Genomic DNA, 20,638 nt, shown 5'->3' with positions numbered 1-20,638 from the left:
GATTGGCGGCCTGCTCAGCCGAAGGTGAAGGCGTAGGCGCGCACGCCGGGGTCGAGGAGCTCGATGCTGAAGTCGCGCGCTTTCACGGCGCCGTCCTGACGGATCAGCTGGTAGAGCCGCTCGTCGCTGATCGTTCCGTAGCCGTCGGCGTCGATATCGGAGCCATGCGCACTGCCCGGCGCGGCCCCGTCGATGGTGACGCGGAAGCGGACGGGCGGGCTGCCGGGGGCACGGCCCATCACCAGATGCAGGTCGCGGGCGTGGAAGCGGTGGTTGATCCGGCCACCAGGCTGCTGCAATGCCGCAAACTCGCCGGCGACGGCCCAGGTGCCGGCAAGGCTCCACTGGTTGAGGCGTGGTGAGGTGGCAGCCTCGTAGGCGGCCGGCGCATCGGCCCGAATTCCGCCCGGCGAAGCGAAGCCATTGGTGCGGGCATGGCCGAGATAGGTCTCGGGCGAGCGCAGATTGGCGAAGTCGGACGCCCCTTGCGCGCCTTCGGCCGAAACCTTGGCGATGCCCGGCTCGACCTTGTCGCCGGCCTCGGCGAGCAGCGACTGGATCATGCGTTCGGAGGCGGCATAATCACCCTCGCCGAACTCGTGATGGCGGGTGCGGCCCTGCGCGTCGATGAAATAGCGTGCCGGCCAGGCCTGATTGCCGAAGGCGCGCCAGACCGCATAGTCGTTGTCGATCGCGACCGGATAGGTCACGCCGAGCGCGGCGACGGCCTTGCGCACATTGGCCGGATCCTTCTCGAAGGCGAACTCAGGCGTATGCACGCCGACCACGACGAGGCCGCGATCCCGGTACTTCTCGGCCCAGGCCCGCACGTAAGGCAGCGTGCGCAGGCAGTTGATGCAGGAATAGGTCCAGAAATTCACCAGCACGACCTTGCCGCGCACGCTCTCGGCGCTGAGCGGCTCGCGGTCGAGCCATTGCTTCGCGCCGAACAGCGGCTTGGACACCGGCTGTGCCTGCGCGCTCGTGACGAGGCCGGGAGCTGTTGGCATCGCGATATCGAGGAGGCGCTGTTCGATCGCAGCCGTGGCGGGTGCCGACAGGCGGGTGAGGACGCTGGTGTCGAAGCCGAGCGCGATCGCGACGCTGCTCGCGACCACCGCAAGGCCAAGGCCGCGGCGCAGCGGCTCGAACAGGGCGGCGGGCCGCCGGGCCCGCGCCAGCAGCCGGTTGCCCAAGAGCAAGACGGCGGCCAGCGCCGTCGCCGCGCCGGCGGCATAGGCGAAGAGCAGGAGCGCGGTGCTGAGGCTCGGCCCGCCGAGAGCGGCTCCCGCCAGGATCAGGCCGAGTACCGGGCCGGCGCAGGGCGTCCAGAGCAGGCCGGTGGCGACGCCGAGCAGGGCGGAGGACGCGGGCCGCAGATCGGTGCCGCCATCCGCGCCCGCGATGCGCGTCAGCCTTTCGCCGAGAGCGGTCAACGGCGCGGCGAGGCGCGCGGAGAGGTTCGGAAACAGCAGCGCGAGCCCAAACAGGGCGACTAGAGCGAGGGCGATGCTGCGGCCATGTTGATTGAGGGCGATCGCCCAGCCGCCGGCCACTGCTGCGAGGCTTGCCACGGCGGCGAAAGCCAGCGCCATGCCGAGCAGCATCGGCAAGGTGCTGCTGCGGAAAGGCTGGCCGGCGCGCGTCAGGACGAAGGGTAGGACCGGCAGGATGCAGGGGCTGGCGATGGTCAGGACGCCTGCGAGATAGGCCAGAACGAAGGTCATGGAAGCGTCTCCTCGGCAGGAGGGCGTCAGGAACGGGCAGCGCCGCGTCGTGGCAGGGCATTCGATGTTGCGATCGGGCCGGGGCCATAGCTGCGCGGACCGGTGAAGGCGCTGCAGGCCATGGCGAAACTCGCGGCGGCCGCCAGCATCGCAGCCACAAGTAGGCGGCGCAGAGCCGGAGCGGGCTCTGCCTGGTCTTGGACAGGTGTCGTGGCGGTGAGCGGATCAGTGCGAGACATGCCGTGCTCCAATCATTTACTTATTAAGCGATCTAATCGCTCGATAAGTAAATGATTGTGAGGCGCCGTTCAATCGCTTGAAAATAAATCGTGCATCAAATATCTGTGAGCGATCCTTTGCCGAGAGGCACACGTGGCAGGCAGTTCAGGACAGGCGGGTCAGCAAGCGAGTCCGGACAGGCTGCCGGGGCTCGACGAATTCCTCTGCTTCGCGGTCTACTCGACCAATCTCGCCTTCAACCGCGTCTACAAGCCGCTGCTCGACGAACTCGGGCTGACCTACCCGCAATATATCGCGCTGGTCGCGCTCTACGAGGAGGCGGACCAGACCGTCGGCGGGCTCGGCGACAAGCTCTTCCTTGATTCCAGCACGCTGACACCGCTGCTGAAGCGGCTCGAGGCGATGGGCGTGGTGACGCGCCAGCGTGATCCGCAGGACGAGCGGCAGGTGCGCATCAACCTGACGGCGCAGGGTCGCGCGCTCCGCGAGCGGGGCAGGGCAGTCCGGGTCAGCATGCAGCGCGCCACCGGGCTCGCCCCCGAAGAGCAGCGCCATCTGCGCGAGGAGATGGTGCGGTTGCGAGGCAATCTCGTCGCAGCCGAGCACACCGACTAGGCGTTGCGCGCAGCCTCATCCTGGCCGGACGAGTTTCCTGTGCGTCAGGCGACACGGGACCTGCTAAAGCAGCCAGTATCGTGATCTCGCGCGTCGATCCTCTTGCCTATCTGAAGGCTGCCGCTCTGGTCGCCGTGGCGACGGTGCCTGCCGTCCTTCTCGTCGTGCTGACGCCGCTGGAAAGTGTCTCGGCGATCTACATGCTGCCGGGGCTGGTTGCGGCGGTCTGGTACGGCACCGGCCCCGCTGTCACAGCAGCCTTGCTCGGCGCGGTGATGACCTCGCTGTTCTATCCGCCGCTCTTCAGCGTCATGGTGGTGCGGCCCTCGCAGATCGTCGACCTCATCATCTCGCTGATCGTCGCCTTGACGATCGGGCGGCTCGCCGGGCATCTGCGCGCCGAGATGCTGCGGGTGCGCGAGGATGAGCGGCGCGTGCGCCAGCTTTACGACCTCAGCAGCGAAATTGCCGGGGCAGGTGACGTTGCAGCGATCTATGGCGCGGTCTCCGCCCATATGGCCGAGGCCTTGGAGCGTGAGGTCGTGCTGTTCGCCGCTGGCGATGGGCAACCCTGGGGCGCGATCGGCCATCCGGTTGGGGCAGTGCCAGTCGAAGTGCTCATCGAGGCGGCGCGCAGCTTCGCCGAAGGCCGTGGCCAGCAGGGCAGTCCCGATGTCGCGGTCGCCGATCTGCCGGCCGGTGGGCGTTGGCTGCTCTGCGGGCTCGGCCGGCCTGGCCCGCTCCAGGCGGTCCTGGCGGTTGCGATGGATGGCGACAATCACGATCCGAGCGGTGAGATCGTCGCCCGCGCCCGTTCCATCCTGGAGGAAGGTGCGCGTTCGCTCGAACGGTTGGGGCTGACACGCGCGCTGGAGGAGCGGCAATTGCGCCAGCGTACCGATGCGCTGCGCGACATCCTGATGGAATCGGTTTCGCACGAACTGCGCACGCCATTGGCGAGCATTCTCGGTTCCGCCAGCGTGCTTGCGACAGCGCCGGCGATCTCTTCCGAGCCGCGCCTGTCCGATCTGTCGAAAGCCATTGCTTCCGAGGCCGGCCGTCTCGACCGGCGCATCCAGAACCTGCTCGACGTCACCCGCATCCGCGCCGGCGCCTTGCAGCCGCGCTTCGACGAGGTCGATCCGGCTGATATCGTCAACGGCGCGCTGGACAGTACCGCCGAGCGGTTGAGCGGTCGCAAGGTTACGCTGGCACTGGCGCGCGATCTCCCCTTCGTCCGGGTCGATCCGGTGCTCGTCGAACAGGCGCTGATCAATATCCTGGAGAATGCTGCGAAGTTCGCGCCGGGCGACGCGCCAATCGCCATCAGTGCCAGCGAACGCGACGGAAGGCTGGCCATCGCAGTCCATGACGAAGGGCCGGGGCTCGATCGGCATGAGGCGGAACAGATCTTCGAGCGCTTCCATCGTGGCGAGCGTCATGCCGATATTGCCGGTGGAAGCGGCTTGGGGCTCGCCATCGCAAAGACGTTCGTCGAGGCGAATGGTGGCAGCATCGAGCCGCTGAGCGAAGGACCGGGCAAAGGCACGACGATGCGGCTGTGGCTGCCGCTCGCAGTGCGACGAGTTGGGGAATCCGACGATGACTGAACCGAGGCAGCAAGCTGGTCCGCTCGTGCTCGTGATCGATGACGAGCCGCAGATTCGGCGCTTCCTGAGGGCAGGTTTCGAGATGCAAGGCTTCCGCATCGTCGAAGCCGAGACTGCCAGGCAGGCGCTCGAACTTTCCGTGATGCGCCGGCCCGATCTTGTCGTGCTCGACCTCGGCCTGCCCGATGCCGACGGCGCGACCGTGCTGGAGGCGCTGCGCGGCTGGTTTCATGGCGCGGTGATCGTGCTCTCGGTCCGCAGTTCGGAGGAGGAGAAAGTCTCGCTGCTCGAGAAGGGCGCCGATGACTATGTCGTCAAGCCTTTCGGTATGGCCGAGCTGCTTGCCCGGGCGCGCGTTGTCCTCCGGCGCGTCTCCCAGCCCGGCGCCGCCGAGCCGGTGCTGCGCGTCGGCAAGCTCGCGCTCGACCTCGCCCAGCGCATGGTCAGCCTCGACGGTGTCCCGATCGTCCTGTCGCCGAAGCAGTTCGCCCTGCTGCGGGTGCTCGGCATCCATCACGGAAAGGTCCTGACCCACCGCCAGCTGATGAAGGAGCTCTGGCCGCAGGACCCTGACGAGGACGTGCAGTATCTGCGCATCCTGATGAAGAAGCTGCGCGACAAGATCGAGCCCGACCCGGCGCGCCCGGCCTATCTGGTGACCGAACTTTCCGTGGGCTACCGGCTTCGCACGCAGGAGCAGCTCGACGCCGTCGGCTATGCCGAAGTTATGCAATAACCTGCCAGCCGACATGGAACGGCTAAGCGCGTAGCTGCTAGCGACAGGCTCCTAAGAAGCGCGTGGGACGCGCCCGGAGCCGGGGAAGCCTGAATGTTCAAGTTCTGGTTGGCGCTCGCGACGGTGGGCGGCATGGCCGCGGCCGTCTGGCTGGCCTGGACCTTTTGCCGCCAGCTGATGCCTTTGGCCCGGGCGATCGACCGGCTCGGCGGTTCCCTCGGCGTGATCGCGAGCTGGCTCGTCCTGCTTGCCTGCCTGATCAGCGCCGGCAACGCCACGATCCGCTATCTCTTTTCCTCCAGCTCGAACGCCTGGCTCGAGCTGCAATGGTACATGTTCGCGGGCATGGTGCTGCTCGGCTCGGCCTATACGCTGCGGGTCAACGAGCATGTCCGCGTCGACCTGTTCTACGGCATCGTTTCCGATCGGACCCGGCACTGGATCGATCTCGTCGGCGGCGCGGTGTTCCTGATGCCGATGTGCCTGGTGATGATCTGGTTCACCTGGCCCTGGTTCGTGCAGTCCTGGACGCTGAACGAGGCCTCCAACAATGCCGGCGGCCTGATCCGCTGGCCCGTGATCCTGCTTCTGCCGGTCGGCTTCACCCTCATCCTGCTGCAGGGCATCTCCGAGATGATCAAGCGCGCCGCAGCGCTGCGCGGCTTCCATCAGCACGAATACGCGTACGAGAAGCCGCTGCAATGATCGACGCCATCCGCGCCAATCTCGGCCCCATGATGTTCGGGGGCCTGATCGTTTTCCTGCTGATCGGTTATCCCGCCGCCTTCTCGCTCGCGGCGGTCGGGCTGTTCTTCGGCTTTATCGCGATCGAGATGGGGGTGATCGCGCCCCAGTACATGGGCAACCTCACCTTCCAGCTCTACGCGATCATCTCGAACGACCTGCTGCTCTCGATCCCGTTCTTCACCTTCATGGGCGCGGTGCTCGAGCGCTGCGGCCTGGCGGAGGATCTGCTCGATTCGATCGGCCAGCTCTTCGGCAAGGTCCGGGGCGGCTTGTCCTATGCGGTGATCTTCGTCGGCGCGATCCTCGGCGCGATCACCGGAACCGTGGCCGCTTCCGTCATCGCCATGGGCGTGATCTCGCTGCCGGTGATGATGCGCTATGGCTACAACATGCAGCACGCCACCGGCGTCATCGCGGCGTCGGGCACGATCACCCAGCTGATCCCGCCCTCGCTCGTCCTCGTCGTGCTCGCCGACGTGATGGGCAAGTCAGTCGGCGACATGTATGCGGGTGCGATCGGCCCCAGCATCGTCCAGGTCGTGCTGTTCTGCATCTGGGTCGCGATCCTCAGCATCACCAAGCCGGCGCATATCCCGGCGCTGCCGCCCGAGGCGCGCACGCTCAAGGGCTGGCCGCTTGCGTTCAAGTGCATCCGCGGCATCGTGCCTTCGGCGGCGCTCATCTTCCTCGTGCTCGGCACGATCTTCATGGGCCTCGCCACGCCGACGGAAGCGGGCGCCATGGGCGCGGTCGGCGCGCTCGTGCTGGCGGCGATGTATCGCACGCTGACCTGGAAACTGACCTACCAGGCGATGTCCTCGACCATGCGCATCACCGCCATGGTGACGATGATTCTGATCGGTGCGCGCGTCTTCAGCCTGGTCTTCCAGGGTGTCGGCGGGGGCTTGTGGATCGAGCACATGCTGACCGGGCTGCCCGGCGGTCAGGTCGGCTTCCTGGCTTTCACCATGGTGTTCGTCTTCTTCATCGCCTTCTTCCTCGACTTCTTCGAGATCGCCTTCATCATCATCCCGCTGTTGACGCCGGCGGCGACGAAGCTCGACATCAATCTGATCTGGTTCGGCCTCTTGATCTGCGCCAACATCCAGACCTCGTTCATGCATCCGCCCTTCGGCTTCGCGCTGTTCTATCTGCGTGGCATCGCGCCGCCGACGGTGAAGAGCCGCGACATCTATCTCGGCTCGATCCCGTGGATCGTGCTGCAGCTCATCCTGGTCGCGCTGATGATCGCCTTCCCGGAGATGGTGACCTACTGGCTCGATAAGCCGAAGCTGATCGACCCAGCCGCGATCGAACGCCAGTTCCAGGGACTGCCCGGGCTGGACGGACTTAATCTGCCTGCACCGGGACTCAACTGACGTCGGCAGGCGTCGCGGTCGCTCCAGATCAGGCCGCGACCACCGCTCGTCCGAGCGCGGGCTGTATCTCGGCGAGGATCTCATAGGAGCGCTTGCGCGCAGCGTGGTTGAAGATCGCCGAAGCGACGATCAGCTCGTCAGCCTTCGTCTTCTCGATGAAGGCCTGCAGCTGCGCCCGCACGCTCTCGCGCGAGCCGACGAAGGAGCAGGCCAGCATGCGCTGCGCCTGCGCCTTCTCCGGGCCGGACCAGTAGTCCTCGATGTCGTCGATCGGCCTCGGCAACAGGCCGCGCCGCCCGCGCAGCATGTCGGCGAAGCGCTGCTGAACCGAGGTGAAGAGATGCTGCGCCTCGGCATCGGTCTCGGCCGCGATGACGTTGCAGCCGACCATGGCATAGGGCTTGTCGAGTTGCGCCGAGGACTGGAAGCGCTCGCGATAGACGGCGAGGGCGTCCATCAGCGCGTCCGGCGAGAAATGGGAGGCAAAGGCGTAGGGCAGGCCGAGTACGGCGGCGAGCTGCGAGCCGAACAGGCTGGAGCCGAGGATCCAGAGCGGGACATTGGTGTTGGTGCCCGGCACCGCCTGGATGACCTGGTCCGGCTGCAATGGCCCAAGCAGCGCCTGCAATTCGAGCACGTCCTGCGGGAAGCGCTCCGACGCGTCGGCCTCGCGCCGCAATGCCCGCCAGGTGCGCTGGTCGGTGCCGGGCGCGCGGCCGAGCCCGAGGTCGATGCGGCCGGGATAGAGCGTCTCCAGCGTGCCGAATTGCTCGGCGATCACCAGCGGCGAATGGTTGGGCAGCATGATCCCGCCGGCGCCGACGCGGATCGTCGAAGTACCCTCGGCAACATAGCCGATCGCGACCGAGGTCGCGGCGCTGGCGATGCCGGTCATGTTGTGATGCTCGGCCAGCCAGAAGCGGGTGTAGCCGAGTTTTTCGGCATGCCGGGCGAGGTCGCGACTGTTGTGGAGGGCGTTTGCTGCGGTCGAGCCTTCGGCGATGAACGCGAGGTCGAGGATAGAGAGCGGGAACATATGGGACTTCCCTTGCATCGCGCCGGCTCGCGGCCGGGCTTCGCGGGGAAAGATCGGCAGCCTAAGGGCAGGTCGCAAGGGCGCTTCATGCATGCGCGACCGGCGCCTCACGCCGCAATCTGCTTGCGGAACGACGCGATAATCGCTAGGTCAGCCTCGTCCGAAGGGCCGTGATCGATCACAGCCGGGGGCGGCCGACTGGCCTGCTCCCGTTTCGTGTTTGAGAAACGGGCCTTTTGATGCGGATCGGCCCCTGCGGCCTGGCGCCGCCGTCCTGAGGGACGGCAAGCTCCGTGAGCGGAGCACCGCGTGGATCGATCCGGTGTGCAACACCAACCCAATCGGCGCCATGCCGGACATCCGCGGGATACGCGGCCGGCGTTCAGGAGCATGTATGTCAGCTGTCGAAAGCTATCACTCGGGTCGCGAGGATTTCGCCGCCCTGCTCGAGGAATCGTTCGGCAAGAACGAGGCCCTCGAAGGTACCGTCATCAAGGGCAAAGTCGTCGCCATCGAAAAAGATATGGCGATCATCGACGTCGGCCTGAAGACGGAAGGGCGCGTCGCGCTCAAGGAATTCACCGGCCCGGGCCGGGAAGAAGAGCTCAAGGTCGGCGACGAAGTCGAGGTCTATCTCGACCGGATCGAGAACGCGCTCGGCGAAGCCGTGATCTCGCGCGACAAGGCTCGCCGCGAGGAGAGCTGGGTCAAGCTCGAGAAGGCGTTCGAGGCCCGCGAAAAGGTCATGGGCAACATCTTCAACACGGTTAAGGGTGGCTACACCGTCGATCTCGACGGCGCCGTCGCCTTCCTGCCGCGTTCGCAGGTCGACATCCGCCCGATCCGCGACGTCGGCCCGCTGATGGGTCAGCCGCAGCCCTTCGAGATCCTCAAGATGGATCGTCGCCGCGGCAACATCGTCGTCTCGCGCCGCACCGTGCTCGAAGAGACCCGCGCCGAGGCGCGCTCCGAGCTCGTCGCCTCGCTCGAAGAGGGCCAGGTCATCGACGGCGTCGTCAAGAACATCACCGAATACGGTGCGTTCGTTGATCTCGGCGGCATTGACGGCCTGCTGCACGTGACCGACATGGCCTGGCGCCGCGTCAACCATCCGTCCGAGGTCGTGACCATCGGTCAGACGGTCAAGGTCAAGATCATCAAGATCAACCAGGAGACGCACCGCATCTCGCTGGGCATCAAGCAGCTGCTGGCCGATCCGTGGGATGGCATCGCCGCCCGCTACCCGGTCGGTACCCGCCTGAAGGGTCGCGTCACCAACATCACGGACTACGGCGCGTTCGTCGAAGTGGAGCCGGGCATCGAAGGCCTGATCCACGTCTCCGAGATGTCCTGGACCAAGAAGAACGTCCACCCCGGCAAGATCGTCTCGACCTCTCAGGAAGTCGACGTCGCGATCCTCGAGGTCGACCAGGTCAAGCGCCGCATCTCGCTCGGCCTCAAGCAGACCCTCCGCAATCCGTGGGAGGTCTTCGCCGAGCAGCATCCGAGCGGTGCGGTGGTCGAAGGCGAGGTCAAGAACAAGACCGAGTTCGGTCTGTTCCTCGGCCTCGAGGGCGACATCGACGGCATGATCCATCTGTCGGACCTGGACTGGAACCGTCCGGGCGAGCAGGTGATCGAGGAGTACAAGAAGGGCGACATGCTCCAGGCGGTCGTTCTCGATGTCGACGTCGAGAAGGAGCGCATCTCGCTCGGCCTGAAGCAGCTCGGCGGCGATCCCTTCGTGGATGCCGGCGAGTTCAAGAAGGGCCAGGTCGTGACCTGCGAGATCGTCGACGTCAAGGACGGTGGTCTCGACGTCAAGATCGCCGGCACGGACATGACAACCTTCATCAAGCGCGCCGAAATCGCGCGTGATCGTGCCGAGCAGCGCCCCGAGCGCTTCGCGGCCGGCGAGAAGGTCGACGCCCGCGTCATCCTCTTCGACAAGAAGGCCCGCAAGATCCAGGTCTCGATCAAGGCTCTGGAAATGGCTGAGGAGAAGGAGGCGATGGCCCAGTACGGCTCCGCCGACTCCGGCGCCTCGCTCGGCGACATCCTCGGCGCGGCCCTCAAGAAGGCTACGACCGAGAAGAAGTGATCATCAGGCCGCGTCTCGCGGCCTGGCCAATCCATCGGCCCGCGCGGAGAAATCCGCGCGGGCTTTTGTTTCGGCAAATGGAGGCGAGAATGGACGACGCGGCGATCGGGATCGATTTCGGTACCACCAACAGCGTGGTCGCGCTCGCACGTCCGGACGGCTCGGTGACGACCCGCAGCTTCGCCACGAAGCAGGGTGCCGTCGACGCCTATCGCTCAGCCTTGATGTTTTGGCGCGAAGGCAGGCCGCCCAATTCCCACGTCACCCATGTCAGTGGCCCCGACGCGCTCGACATGGCGCTCGGCATGACGACCGAGCATCGCTTCCTGCAATCGCTGAAGACGTATCTGTCGAGCCGCGCCTTCCAGGAGACGCGCCTGTTCGGCAAGCTCTTCCGGCTGGAAGACCTGATCGCGGTCTTCCTGAAGGACCTCACCACCGGTCTCGAGGATCTCGGCGAGCGCGCTGTCCTCTCCGGCCGCCCGGTCGTCTTCGCTGGCGATCGCCCCGACGAGGCATTGGCGCTCGCGCGCCTCTCGGCAGCCTACGGCAAGGCCGGCATGCCGACGGTGGACTTCGCCTATGAGCCGCTCGGCGCCGCCTACTGGTACGCCCGCGAGCTCAAGACCCCGCAGACCATGCTGGTCGCCGATTTCGGCGGCGGCACCAGCGACTTCTCGGTGATGCGCTTCGAACCCGGTGGCGCAGGCCGGCTACAGGCGGTTCCACTGTCCCATGCCGGTGTCGGCATCGCCGGCGACAGCTTCGACTATCGCATCATCGAGCATGCGGTCTCGCCACTGCTCGGCAAGGGCTCGGACTATCTGTCCTTCGGCAAGCGCCTGCCGATCCCGGCGCATTACCACGCCGCCTTCGCGCAATGGCACCGGCTCTCGCTGATGAAGAGCCGCGAGACCATGACCGAGCTCAAGGCGCTGATCCGCGACGCGGTCGAGCCGGAGCGGCTTGAGGACCTGATGACGGTGATCGAGTACGATCTCGGCTACGAACTCTACCGCGCCGTCTCGGCGACGAAGATCGCGCTCTCCTCGCAGGAGGAGGCCCAGCTTGCCTTCGATCAGATGGGCGTCCGCATCGACCGCACGGTGACGCGGACCCTATTCGAGCGCTGGATCGCCGAGGATGTCGCGGCGATCGAGGGCGCGCTCGACGAGGCGCTGTCAGCCGCCGGGGTCGAAGCCGGTCGGATCGAGGCGGTGTTCATGACCGGTGGCACCTCGTATGTACCGGCGGTGCGCGCGCTGTTCGACCGCCGCTTCAGCCCGCAGCGCATCCATATCGGCGACGCTTTCCGCTCGGTCGCGAGCGGGCTCGCTTTGCTTGCGCTCGACCGGCAACGGGCGCTGGCCGACGCCTGAGGCCGCTCAGATCCAGCGATCGTTCTGCGCCGTCCGCTCGCCGCCCTCATGACCGGTGTTGAGTGTGCCGCGCGGCTCGATCAGCAGCATGCGGACCTCCTTCTCGGCGAAGGGCTTGTGCTCCTTGCCCTTGGGCACGACGAACATCTCCCCGGGGCCGACAGTGACCGAACCGTCGCGGAAGTCGATCCGCAGCGAGCCCTCGAGCACGATGAAGGCCTCATCGGTCTCGGGGTGGTCGTGCCAGATGAAGTCGCCCTCGATCCTGACGATCTTGATCTGGTAGTCGTTGAGCTCGGCCAGGACGCGCGGCTGCCATTGCTCGTGAATGCGGCCGAGCTTCTCGGCGAAGTTGATGGCGCGATAGGTGTTTTCGGGCATCTCGGCAGGGCTCCGGTCAAGGTGACGGTATACTCGGGGCCCGTCGTCGCCATGTCTTGAACGATCGTGCGGTGCCCGCCACGGCTGCCGGCGCGACAACTGCCGCCTTGCCGCCCCGGCACCGCGGAGCTACACCACAGGCCTCTAGAGCCCGCTCCGATCAGCTTGCATCGCAAGCTGATCGGAAAAAGCGGTCTCTATCGCAAAGCGAGAGACGGATTCACCGATCAGGTTGTTTCAACCTGATCGGATCCGGCTCTAACCGGAGCCGCCGAGATGTCGTCCGACGCCGATCTGCTCGCCGATCGTCGCAGCCTGCGCCGCAAGCTTTCGCTCTGGCGCTTGCTCGCCCTTGGCGGGGTTGTCGTTCTGGCTGTCGCCGGCGCGCTCGTCTGGAGCGGGCGCCTGCCGGGCAGCACGGCGCAGGCGCACATCGCCCGCGTCACCATTTCCGGCTTCATCTCGGGCGACCGCCGCACGCTCGATCTGATCAAGTCGCTCGAGGACAGTCGCGCCAGCGCCGTGCTGCTCAGCATCGACAGCCCCGGCGGCACCGTGACTGGCTCGGAAGCGCTGTACGAGGCGATTCGCCGGCTTGCCGCAAAGAAGCCCGTCGTCGCGGTGGTCGACGGGATGGCTGCGTCCGGCGGCTACATCGTCGCTCTCGGCGGTGAACGCATCGTCGCACGCCAGACCTCTCCTGTCGGCTCGATCGGCGTGATCGCCCAAATTCCCAATGTCGCCAGGCTGCTCGACACGATCGGCGTCAAGTTCGAGATCACCCGTTCGAGCCCGTTGAAGGCTGCTCCGAGCGGCCTCGAGCCGACCTCGCCTGAAGCCGCCGCCGAAATCGCGCGTGTCATCGCGGATAATTACGACTGGTTCAAGCGGCTGGTCGGCGAGCGCCGCAAGCTCGCTGAGGCCGAAGTGACCAAGGTTGCGGACGGGCGCGTCCATTCGGGCCGCCAGGCGGTCACGCTCAAGCTCGTCGACGAGATCGGCGGCGAGTTGGAGGCGATTGCCTGGCTCGAGCGCGAAAAGGGCATCGGCAAGTCGCTGCCGGTGCGCGACTGGCGCCGCCGCAGCGAATCTTCGTCTTACGGCCTGTGGAGCGCCGGCGAGGCGCTGGCGCGTGCGGCGGGACTGGAGCCGGTTGCGGCGCTGCTCGCGCGCGCGGCTGAAATCCCGGTCGGACTGCGGCTTGACGCGCCCTTGGCGCTCTGGCAGCCTGCCGTCGAAAAGTGACGATGTTACAAGCGGTTATATTGGGCCCATGATAAAATCAGAACTCGTCCAGCGCATCGCCGAGCGCAACACTCACCTCTATCAGCGCGACATCGAGAACATTGTCGGCTCGATCCTCGACGAGATCGTCAAGGCGCTCTCGCGCGGCGATCGTGTCGAGCTGCGCGGCTTCGGCGCTTTCTCGACCAAGGAACGCGCCGCCCGTGTCGGTCGCAATCCGCGCACCGGCGACTCCGTCAAGGTCGATCAGAAGTTCGTGCCGGTCTTCAAGACCGGCAAGGAGCTGCGCATGCGGCTGAACGGCAAGGCCGGCTGAGCTGGCTGGAGGAGCGGAATGAAGGCTTTCTTCAAGGCGCTGGTGCTCGTCCCGGTCGCACTTCTCGTGGTGCTGTTCTCGGTGGCGAACCGCGCCCCTGTCCGGGTCTCGCTCGATCCGATCAGCCGCGACGCTCCGGCGCTCGTCTTTGATTTGCCGCTCTTCGCCGTGGTCCTCGCCGCCATCGCCATCGGCATCCTGATCGGCGGCTTCGCCTCCTGGCTGGCGCAGGGCAAGCACCGCAAGGCCGCTCGGGTCAATCGCCGCGAGGCCGAGAAGCTGCGTGGCGAGGCGCAGTCGCTGCGCGCCGCGGTGCCGGATTCGGCGCTCCCAGCGCTGACCAGCCGCATCTGAAGCTGCGGCCATGCGGTTCTTCTCTGCGGCCGAGATCGACGGCCTGCTCAACTTCCCCGCCCTGATCGATGCGCTCGCCGACGCCTTTCGTGGCGATATCGTCACGCCGGTGCGCCATCACCACGAAATCGAACGGCCGGATGCGGCCGCGACCCTGCTCCTGATGCCGGCCTGGACGGCGCCGGAGGCGAACCCGGCCTTTCTCGGAACCAAGGTGGTCACGGTTTTCCCCGGCAACGCCACGGTAAGCCTGCCGAGCGTGATGGGCACTTACCTGCTGATGGATGGCGCGACCGGTGCGCCGCTCGCGGCTCTGGACGGTGCACGGCTGACGCTCTGGCGGACCGCGGCGGCGTCCGCACTCGCCTCGCGCATGCTGGAGCGGCCGGATACCAAGCGCATGCTGATGGTGGGGGCCGGTGCACTCTCGTCCTTCCTGGTCAAGGCGCATCGCAGCGTCCGCGCCTTCGAGGACATCGCGATCTGGGCGCGCCGCCCGGAAGCCGCTGCCGAAGTGGTTGCCGAACTGGCGCGTGACGGCATCGAGGCGCGCGTCGCCGAGAACCTGGAAGCCGAGGCGCGGCAGGCCGACCTCATCTCCTGCGCGACGCTGTCACGCGAGCCGTTGATCCACGGTCGCTGGCTGAAGCGAACCGCCCATCTTGATCTGGTCGGCGCCTTCAACCTGTCGATGCGCGAGGCCGATGACGAGGCGCTGCAGCGCGCCCATGTCTTCGTCGATACGCAAGCCGCACTGCATGAAGGCGGGGATGTCGCCGTCGCGATCAAGGCGGGCGCCTACACCGCGGAGCAGGTCTCCGGAACGCTGGCCGGTCTCTGCCGTGGCGAGTATGACGCCGCCGCCGAGCGCGATGATCTGACCCTGTTCAAGTCGGTCGGCACCGCGCTCGAGGATCTCGCGGCCGCCATGCTGGTCTGGAAGCTGGCGACCTGAAGCGCAGCGCCCGTCCCTGCGCTCGCCGAGGCATCAGATCCTGACGACCGGACCGCCGAGAGCCCCGAGCAGCCAGAGCACGATCACGATCGTCAGCACGAGGCCGACCACGCCGCCGAGCCCAGCGCCGCCATAGCTGCGATGTCCGTAATATCCGCCGCCGCCGAGCAGGACGATGAGCAGGATGATGATGAGGAGTGTGGACATGGTTCGCGCCCCTTCTTCGTCCGCCGCCTCGTCGCTATCGACGGGCGAGCGTCCAAAGAACGTCGGGCGCGAACCGTAAGTTCCGTGAGGTTACTCCGCCTTGATGCCGACCTCGCGGATCAGCCCCACCCATTTTGCCTGCTCGGTCCGGACAAAGGCAGCAAGCTCCGTCGGCGTGTTGCCGACCGGCTGGGCCGCGAGCTGGTCCATCTTGCCCCGCACAACGGGGTCGGCGATCGCGGCCTTCGTTTCGGCCTGCAGCCGGTCGATGATCGCCTGCGGCGTCTTCGCCGGTGCGAACAGGGCGAACCATGAGGATACGTCGAAGCCCGGCACGAGATCGTTGATCGGCGCGAATTCGGAGGCTGTCGGCGCGCGCTGCGCCGTGGTGACGCCGAAGCCGCGCACCGTGCCGGCGCGAACCTGGGGGAGTGCGGCGGTGATGTTGTCGAACATCAGGTCGACGCGGCCGCCGATCAGATCCTGCATCGCCTGGGCCGAGCCGCGATAGGGCACGTGCACCATCTTGATCCCGGTCAGCTTCTGGAAGAGTTCGCCGGCGAGGTGGATCGAGGTGCCGATGCCGGAGGAGGCATAGGTCAGCTTGCCCGGATTGGCCTTGCCATAGGCGATCAGCTCGGCCGTGTCCTTGACCTTGAGGGTTGGGCTGACGACGAGCAGGTTGGGCACCAGCGCCACCATGGTGATCGGCGCGAAATCGGTCAATGGATCGTAATTCACCTTGGCGTAGAGCGCCGGATTGGCGACGAGGCCGACCGAGACGATCAATAGCGTGTCGCCGCTCGGCTCGGCCCGTGCCACCGCCTCGACGCCGATATTGCCGCCGGCCCCGGGGCGGTTCTCGACGACGAAGGTAGCACCGAGCGCTTGCCCGACCTTGTCGGCGACGAGCCGGCCGAGAATGTCGGTTGCCCCGCCGGGCGTGAACGGCACGACGAGCTTCGGCGTGCGCCCCTGCGGCCAGGCGCCTTGCGCGTGGCCGACCGCGGGCAGGGCGAGCGTAGCGCCGAGCCCGCCGAGCAGCGTGCGACGATCGAGTGTGAAACGGCTCATGGTCAGGTGTCTCCTCCGTTCGCATTCGCCGGGGGTTTGGCACCATCCTTCGGCACTGCAACATGCCGACTGCACTTGCTCTCGTCCAGCCTGTCGGCCGAGCACCAGCTTGACCTGACCATGAGCGGCCTGCGAGTCTGCGCCGATGCAGCCACTATCCCGCTTCGCCTGCCTGATTCTCCTGCCGATGCTGATCGCGGCCGGAGCGGCTCACGCGCAATCCACCGCCGAGGCAGAGGCGAAGACCCGCGCCGCCAATATCGCAGCCTTCCCCGACGCTGCCCGCGCGCAATTCGGCCAGAAGACGGCGCCAGCCGCACTGCGAGCACGCGCTATCGGCTCCTATGCCCGCGGGTGCCTTGCCGGAGCCACAGCGCTGCCGGTCGACGGCGAGAACTGGCAGGTGATGCGGCTCGCCCGCAATCGCAATTGGGGCCATCCCGAGCTGATCTCCTTCCTCGAGCGCTTCGCCCGCGAGGTGCCCAAGATCACCGGCTGGTCCGGGCTGCTCGTCGGCGACATCTCTCAGCCGCGCGGCGGCCCGATGTTGACCGGCCATGCCTCGCACCAGATCGGGCTCGACGCCGATGTCTGGCTGACGCCGATGTCGCGAAAGCGCGTTGACAGCGACGATCGTGAGAACATGGCCGCGACCAACATGGCGCGCTCCGACTGGCGCGATGTCGACCCGAAGAACTGGACCCCGGCGCATACCCGCCTGATCAAGGCCGCCGCCAGCGAGCCCAGGGTCGAGCGCATCTTCGTCAATCCGGCACTCAAGGTGGCGCTCTGCCGCGAGGCCGGCGCGGACCGGACCTGGCTGAACAAGGTCAGGCCGATCTGGGGGCACAACTATCATTTCCACATCAGGCTGAGTTGCCCGCCCGGCGTCGAAGGCTGTGACGGTCAGGAGCCGCCGAACTTTGGCGATGGCTGTGGCGAGGAGCTTACGGGTTGGGTCGAGCGTCAGCACCAGGCGATCTTCAACCCGCCCAAGCCGAAGCCGGGCCCCAAGCCGAAGCCCAAGCCGCCCATGTCGCTCGACGCGCTGCCGGCCGAGTGCCGGCAGGTGCTGGTATCGCGCTAGGGGGCAGCGGCTCGGTGGTCGCTTCTTCCGTTTTCACGTCCTAGTCTGATGGCGCGCGCGACATTCCGCATTCGCGGGTCGCGTCGCCGATCAGAGGAGGGCGTGATGAATGCCAGGCCGACCATCGTTCTCGTCCACGGTTTCTGGGGCGGGGCCGCTCATTGGAGCAAGGTCATCGTCGAACTGGCGCGCAAGGGCCATGCCGACCTGCGGGCCGTCGAGATGCCGCTGACCTCGCTCGCCGACGATGCCGAGCGCACGCGCAAAATGGTGAAGCAGCAGGCGGGCCCGGTCCTGCTGGTCGGCCACTCCTATGGCGGCGCCGTCATCACCGAGGCCGGTGACCTGCCGAACGTCGTCGGCCTGGTCTATATCGCCGCCTTCGCGCCGGATGCCGGCGAAAGCCCCGGCGGCATCAGCCAGATGGCCCCACCGGCGGCGATCGCCAATCTCGCTCCCGACAGCGATGGCTATCTCTGGATCAACTACGACAAGTTCCACGAGAGTTTCTGCCAGGATCTGAGCGCCGACGAGGCTCTCGCCATGGCGGTCGCGCAGAAGGCGCCGCTGGCGAGCACCTTCGGCGATACGATCACCGTGCCTGCCTGGAAGAAGAAGCCGGTCTGGTACCAGCTCTCCACCGACGACCGGATGATTCATCCGGACAACCAGTACCGCATGGCCGAACGGATGAAGCCGCGCCGCATGCTCGCGCTCGATGCCAGCCACGCCTCCCTGGCCTCGCGCGCCGGAGAGGTGGCGGGGCTCATTGACGAGGCAGCTCAGGAAGTCGCCAAGGCCTGAGGGATGGCGGGCGGCGTTCCGCTTTGGATCGCCGCCGTCTCTACCGCCGCAGCGCGCCCGTCTGTTGGCCTTGCGGCCGATAGGCGAAGGGATCGTTGCGTGGGTTGATCGGTGGCTCGTTCTCGCCCGCCCCGTCGAGGATGCCGTTTCCTTCATCGTCGCCGACGATCAGCTCCTCGGTCGGCGGGGTGGCGCCCGGCAGTTGCAACGGGCCGCGCATCTCGCTCGGCGTCGGCTGCGGCTGGTAGCGCGGCGTCTGCTGCGGTGCCTCCTCGATATAGCGCCGTTGCGCTTCGAGGCCGCCATGCTGCTGATGCGCGACCGGATAGCCGCCGCTGACCGCGCCGGGCGGACGCAAGCCGCCGCTCGGCTGGCGCAGCAGGCCGCCCGAGCCGCCAGCCACCATCGGCGGCGGCAAGGTCTCGCGCATCCCCGGCTGCTGCTGTTGCAGCGCCATCCGATCAGGCCGCGCCGGATCCGGCGGCGGCAGGTTGTAGTTGGGCTCGTATTTGATCACCGGCTTGCAGATGTGCCGGCCCTTGGAATGGCGCGCCAGGTCGATGTGGAAATGGTCGTAGTGGAACGCGTCGGCGCCGGGGCCGAGCACCGTCGAGAAATGCTCGCAGGCCCCGACGAAAATCTCGCGCAGGAAGGCCTGCTCCTCTGGTGAGCCGCGCCAGCCATCCTTGACGGTGACGACGCGATTATCGTTCAGCCGGAAGGAGAAGACGTCGACGGCATTGCCGAAGGCGTGCTCGGAGGTGCGGCTGGTGCCGGTGCCGTTGTTCATGGCGCGGCAGGAATAGGAGCCGGCGCGGATTTCGATCACCTGCGCGCCGAGGACGTTCATCGCCGCCGGCTGCACGACTTCGGTGAACCATTTGTCGGTGGTCGCGACCACCGGGCAGGCGAGTGTCGCATTACTGGTCAGGGCGACGCTGCCATTGGCGAAGGCGGCGACCTTGAGTGGCTTTTCCATGCCGCAGGTGCCCGGCCCGTCGATCGCCTTGTCGCGCAGGCTGACATAGGCCGAGAGCTGCACCTGGCGCGAGGCCAGGCACTGGGCTTCGGCCTGGTCACGCCAGGCAGCGCGCTGCGGCTTCTGGAACTTGCCGCAACCGGCAAGGCCGACGCCGATGACGCCGAGCGCGAGGAGGGTGAGATGAACGCGACGCATGACAATTCAAATGCGAGGCGTTGGGTGAACGGTTTATTGACCGGCTGCGTCCTGGAAGCCACGGACGGATTAACTTTGCCGATGGCGTTAAGCGGCGGTTACCGCACCACCGAGCGCATTAACGGATTGCGGCCGTGGCGCTGCCGAAGGTGAGCTTGTTCATCAGCCGGCCCGGCACGAGGGTGAAGGCGCCGGCCACGACGAGCCCAGCGAAGAGCCAGAGCATTGCGGAGCGATGAGCGACGATGTTGCCGCGGCGGCGCATGATGACGGCATAGGGCAGGTTTACGGCGGTCAGCAGGCTGAGCAGGTGGATCGCACTATAGCGGCCGTTGCTGGTGATGAAGGCCGAACTCGTTGCCGTCATCGCCATCGCCACGACGAAGACCCAGCCGATGAAGCGATGGCGCGCCGTGCCTTTGCGCAGGGCGAGGACGGTCAGGCCGGCCGCCAGCGAGGTCAGCGCCGCCAGGACGTGCAGCTGGATGATGACCGGAGCAGCGAGCAGCGGGGCAAGCGTCATCGCGATGTCCTTGCAGGCGCAGATGGTGGCGCCGAGCATAGCATCGACATGTGATTCTTGCCCGAGCTGGTCGGCATTTGCGCAAGCTCTGCGCGGTTGCGCCGCCTCCATTGCCGCCCCACGTTACGCCGCAACGTCATGGCCCCGCGCCATCGGCGTCCCGCCTATGGGCGAGCCGGCAACGCCGGTCCCAAGCCCGCCATCCGAGGAATTCCCCCGATGTCCGATCTCTCCGGTTTTCCGATCACATTGCGCTGGCCGGCCCAGCATCCCGACCGGCTGCAGCTCTATTCGCTGCCGACGCCCAATGGCGTGAAGGTCTCGATCATGCTGGAGGAGACCGGCATCCCCTACGAGCCGCATACGATCGACATCGGCAAGAACGAGACTTGGACGCCGGAATTCCTCTCGCTCAATCCCAACGGCAAGATCCCGTCGATTCTCGATCCCGATGGTCCGGGCGGCAAGCCCTTCGCCCTGTTCGAATCCGGCGCGATCCTGGTTTATCTCGCCGACAAGGCCGGCAAGTTCCTGCCCACCGATCCGGCCCGCCGCTACGAGACCCTGCAATGGGTGTTTTTCCAGATGGCGGCAATCGGCCCGATGTTTGGCCAGCTCGGCTTCTTCCATAAGTTCGCCGGCCGCGAATACGAGGACAAGCGCCCGCGCGATCGCTACGCCAACGAGAGCAAGCGTCTGCTCGGCGTGCTCGAGACCAGGCTCGCCGGCCGCGACTGGCTGATGGGCGACGAATACACCATCGCCGACATCGCGACGCTCGGCTGGGTCCGCAATCTCGTCGGCTTCTACGGCGCCGGCGAGCTGGTCGAATACGACAAGCTCAAGCTGGTTCCGAAATGGCTGGAGCGCGGGCTCGCGCGTCCCGCCGTGCAGCGCGGGCTGGAGATTCCGAAGCGGGCGTAACACCACGTCATGCTCGGGCTT

The 20,638-nt window shown here is 66.6% G+C and carries 22 protein-coding genes; 14 read left to right on the top strand and 8 right to left on the bottom strand.

All coding sequences use genetic code 11. The features are described from left to right. Positions 1-14: 14 nt before the first annotated feature. Both ACSQ3M_RS09695 and ACSQ3M_RS09690 read right to left on the bottom strand, forming a co-directional pair. On the bottom strand, positions 15-1,727 hold the full coding sequence (locus tag ACSQ3M_RS09695) for a cytochrome c biogenesis protein DipZ (RefSeq protein WP_436149848.1): 1,713 nt from the start codon (positions 1,725-1,727) through the stop codon (positions 15-17). A 26-nt stretch (positions 1,728-1,753) separates the two neighbouring features. Continuing rightward, positions 1,754-1,966, bottom strand: coding sequence for a hypothetical protein (locus ACSQ3M_RS09690; RefSeq protein ID WP_436149847.1), 213 nt, complete (start codon positions 1,964-1,966; stop codon positions 1,754-1,756). Positions 1,967-2,099: 133 nt separating this feature from the next. On the opposite strand from ACSQ3M_RS09690, the gene ACSQ3M_RS09685 reads away from it, so the two are divergent. The 5 genes from ACSQ3M_RS09685 (at position 2,100) to ACSQ3M_RS09665 (ending at position 7,054) form a co-directional block, all read left to right on the top strand. After that, positions 2,100-2,582 (top strand): MarR family winged helix-turn-helix transcriptional regulator, encoded by a 483-nt coding sequence (locus tag ACSQ3M_RS09685; protein WP_436149846.1) that lies wholly within the window; start codon positions 2,100-2,102, stop codon positions 2,580-2,582. Between the two features lie 80 nt (positions 2,583-2,662). Beyond that, on the top strand, positions 2,663-4,192 hold the full coding sequence (locus ACSQ3M_RS09680) for a sensor histidine kinase (protein ID WP_436149845.1): 1,530 nt from the start codon (positions 2,663-2,665) through the stop codon (positions 4,190-4,192). After that, positions 4,185-4,928 carry a response regulator gene (locus ACSQ3M_RS09675; protein ID WP_436149844.1) on the top strand — a complete coding sequence of 248 codons (744 nt, stop codon included), beginning with the start codon at positions 4,185-4,187 and terminating at the stop codon, positions 4,926-4,928. Before ACSQ3M_RS09680 ends, ACSQ3M_RS09675 begins: the two co-directional genes overlap by 8 nt. A 132-nt stretch (positions 4,929-5,060) precedes the next feature. Then, the gene (locus ACSQ3M_RS09670; protein ID WP_436150298.1) at positions 5,061-5,633 is read left to right on the top strand and encodes a TRAP transporter small permease subunit; all 573 of its coding nucleotides are present in this window, start codon (positions 5,061-5,063) and stop codon (positions 5,631-5,633) included. Beyond that, complete coding sequence (locus ACSQ3M_RS09665) at positions 5,630-7,054, top strand: TRAP transporter large permease (protein ID WP_436149843.1); 1,425 nt, start codon at positions 5,630-5,632, stop codon at positions 7,052-7,054. Before ACSQ3M_RS09670 ends, ACSQ3M_RS09665 begins: the two co-directional genes overlap by 4 nt. A 28-nt stretch (positions 7,055-7,082) precedes the next feature. Here ACSQ3M_RS09665 and ACSQ3M_RS09660 read toward each other — a convergent pair whose 3' ends face one another. Beyond that, positions 7,083-8,090, bottom strand: a complete 1,008-nt coding sequence (locus ACSQ3M_RS09660; protein ID WP_436149842.1) for an LLM class flavin-dependent oxidoreductase — start codon at positions 8,088-8,090, stop codon at positions 7,083-7,085. Positions 8,091-8,484: 394 nt separating this feature from the next. On the opposite strand from ACSQ3M_RS09660, the gene rpsA reads away from it, so the two are divergent. Continuing rightward, the gene (gene rpsA / locus ACSQ3M_RS09655; protein ID WP_436149841.1) at positions 8,485-10,191 is read left to right on the top strand and encodes a 30S ribosomal protein S1; all 1,707 of its coding nucleotides are present in this window, start codon (positions 8,485-8,487) and stop codon (positions 10,189-10,191) included. Positions 10,192-10,280: 89 nt separating this feature from the next. Continuing rightward, a complete protein-coding gene (locus ACSQ3M_RS09650; protein WP_436149840.1) occupies positions 10,281-11,570 on the top strand; it encodes an Hsp70 family protein in 1,290 nt (429 codons plus the stop codon). 6 nt (positions 11,571-11,576) lie between these two features. Here the strand turns inward: ACSQ3M_RS09650 and ACSQ3M_RS09645 are convergent, their stop codons facing one another. Beyond that, positions 11,577-11,951 (bottom strand): cupin domain-containing protein, encoded by a 375-nt coding sequence (locus ACSQ3M_RS09645; RefSeq protein WP_436149839.1) that lies wholly within the window; start codon positions 11,949-11,951, stop codon positions 11,577-11,579. A gap of 276 nt (positions 11,952-12,227) precedes the next feature. Here ACSQ3M_RS09645 and sppA point away from each other — a divergent pair, with 276 nt between their 5' ends. Genes sppA through ACSQ3M_RS09625 form a run of 4 tightly spaced genes read left to right on the top strand, consistent with a single transcriptional unit; the run spans position 12,228 to position 14,821 of the window. Then, positions 12,228-13,196 (top strand): signal peptide peptidase SppA, encoded by a 969-nt coding sequence (gene sppA, locus ACSQ3M_RS09640; protein ID WP_436149838.1) that lies wholly within the window; start codon positions 12,228-12,230, stop codon positions 13,194-13,196. A gap of 28 nt (positions 13,197-13,224) precedes the next feature. Beyond that, complete coding sequence (ihfB, locus tag ACSQ3M_RS09635; RefSeq protein ID WP_126113814.1) at positions 13,225-13,512, top strand: integration host factor subunit beta; 288 nt, start codon at positions 13,225-13,227, stop codon at positions 13,510-13,512. Between the two features lie 18 nt (positions 13,513-13,530). Continuing rightward, a complete protein-coding gene (locus ACSQ3M_RS09630) occupies positions 13,531-13,866 on the top strand; it encodes a LapA family protein (protein ID WP_436149837.1) in 336 nt (111 codons plus the stop codon). A gap of 10 nt (positions 13,867-13,876) precedes the next feature. Continuing rightward, on the top strand, positions 13,877-14,821 hold the full coding sequence (locus ACSQ3M_RS09625) for an ornithine cyclodeaminase family protein (protein WP_436149836.1): 945 nt from the start codon (positions 13,877-13,879) through the stop codon (positions 14,819-14,821). 33 nt (positions 14,822-14,854) lie between these two features. On the opposite strand, the gene ACSQ3M_RS09620 is transcribed toward ACSQ3M_RS09625, so the two are convergent. Then, positions 14,855-15,028 carry a DUF3309 family protein gene (locus ACSQ3M_RS09620; protein WP_436149835.1) on the bottom strand — a complete coding sequence of 58 codons (174 nt, stop codon included), beginning with the start codon at positions 15,026-15,028 and terminating at the stop codon, positions 14,855-14,857. A gap of 90 nt (positions 15,029-15,118) precedes the next feature. After that, positions 15,119-16,102, bottom strand: a complete 984-nt coding sequence (locus tag ACSQ3M_RS09615; protein ID WP_436149834.1) for a Bug family tripartite tricarboxylate transporter substrate binding protein — start codon at positions 16,100-16,102, stop codon at positions 15,119-15,121. 145 nt (positions 16,103-16,247) lie between these two features. Between ACSQ3M_RS09615 and mepA the strand changes: the two genes are divergently transcribed. Both mepA and ACSQ3M_RS09605 read left to right on the top strand, forming a co-directional pair. Then, entirely contained in the window at positions 16,248-17,189 is a 942-nt protein-coding gene (gene mepA / locus ACSQ3M_RS09610) for a penicillin-insensitive murein endopeptidase (protein ID WP_436149833.1), read from the top strand. A 105-nt stretch (positions 17,190-17,294) separates the two neighbouring features. Continuing rightward, complete coding sequence (locus ACSQ3M_RS09605) at positions 17,295-17,993, top strand: alpha/beta hydrolase (protein WP_436149832.1); 699 nt, start codon at positions 17,295-17,297, stop codon at positions 17,991-17,993. A 40-nt stretch (positions 17,994-18,033) separates the two neighbouring features. Here the strand turns inward: ACSQ3M_RS09605 and ACSQ3M_RS09600 are convergent, their stop codons facing one another. Next, entirely contained in the window at positions 18,034-19,170 is a 1,137-nt protein-coding gene (locus tag ACSQ3M_RS09600; protein WP_436149831.1) for an extensin family protein, read from the bottom strand. A 118-nt stretch (positions 19,171-19,288) separates the two neighbouring features. Continuing rightward, entirely contained in the window at positions 19,289-19,693 is a 405-nt protein-coding gene (locus tag ACSQ3M_RS09595) for a DUF2306 domain-containing protein (RefSeq protein WP_436149830.1), read from the bottom strand. A 219-nt stretch (positions 19,694-19,912) separates the two neighbouring features. Between ACSQ3M_RS09595 and ACSQ3M_RS09590 the strand changes: the two genes are divergently transcribed. Beyond that, positions 19,913-20,617, top strand: coding sequence for a glutathione S-transferase N-terminal domain-containing protein (locus ACSQ3M_RS09590; RefSeq protein WP_436149829.1), 705 nt, complete (start codon positions 19,913-19,915; stop codon positions 20,615-20,617). The last annotated feature ends 21 nt before the right edge of the window (positions 20,618-20,638 follow it).

The sequence above is a fragment of the Allobosea sp. LjRoot90 genome (genome assembly GCF_964254315.1).
Lineage (GTDB): Bacteria > Pseudomonadota > Alphaproteobacteria > Rhizobiales > Beijerinckiaceae > Allobosea.
This window is presented reverse-complemented; position numbering and strand designations above follow the sequence as displayed.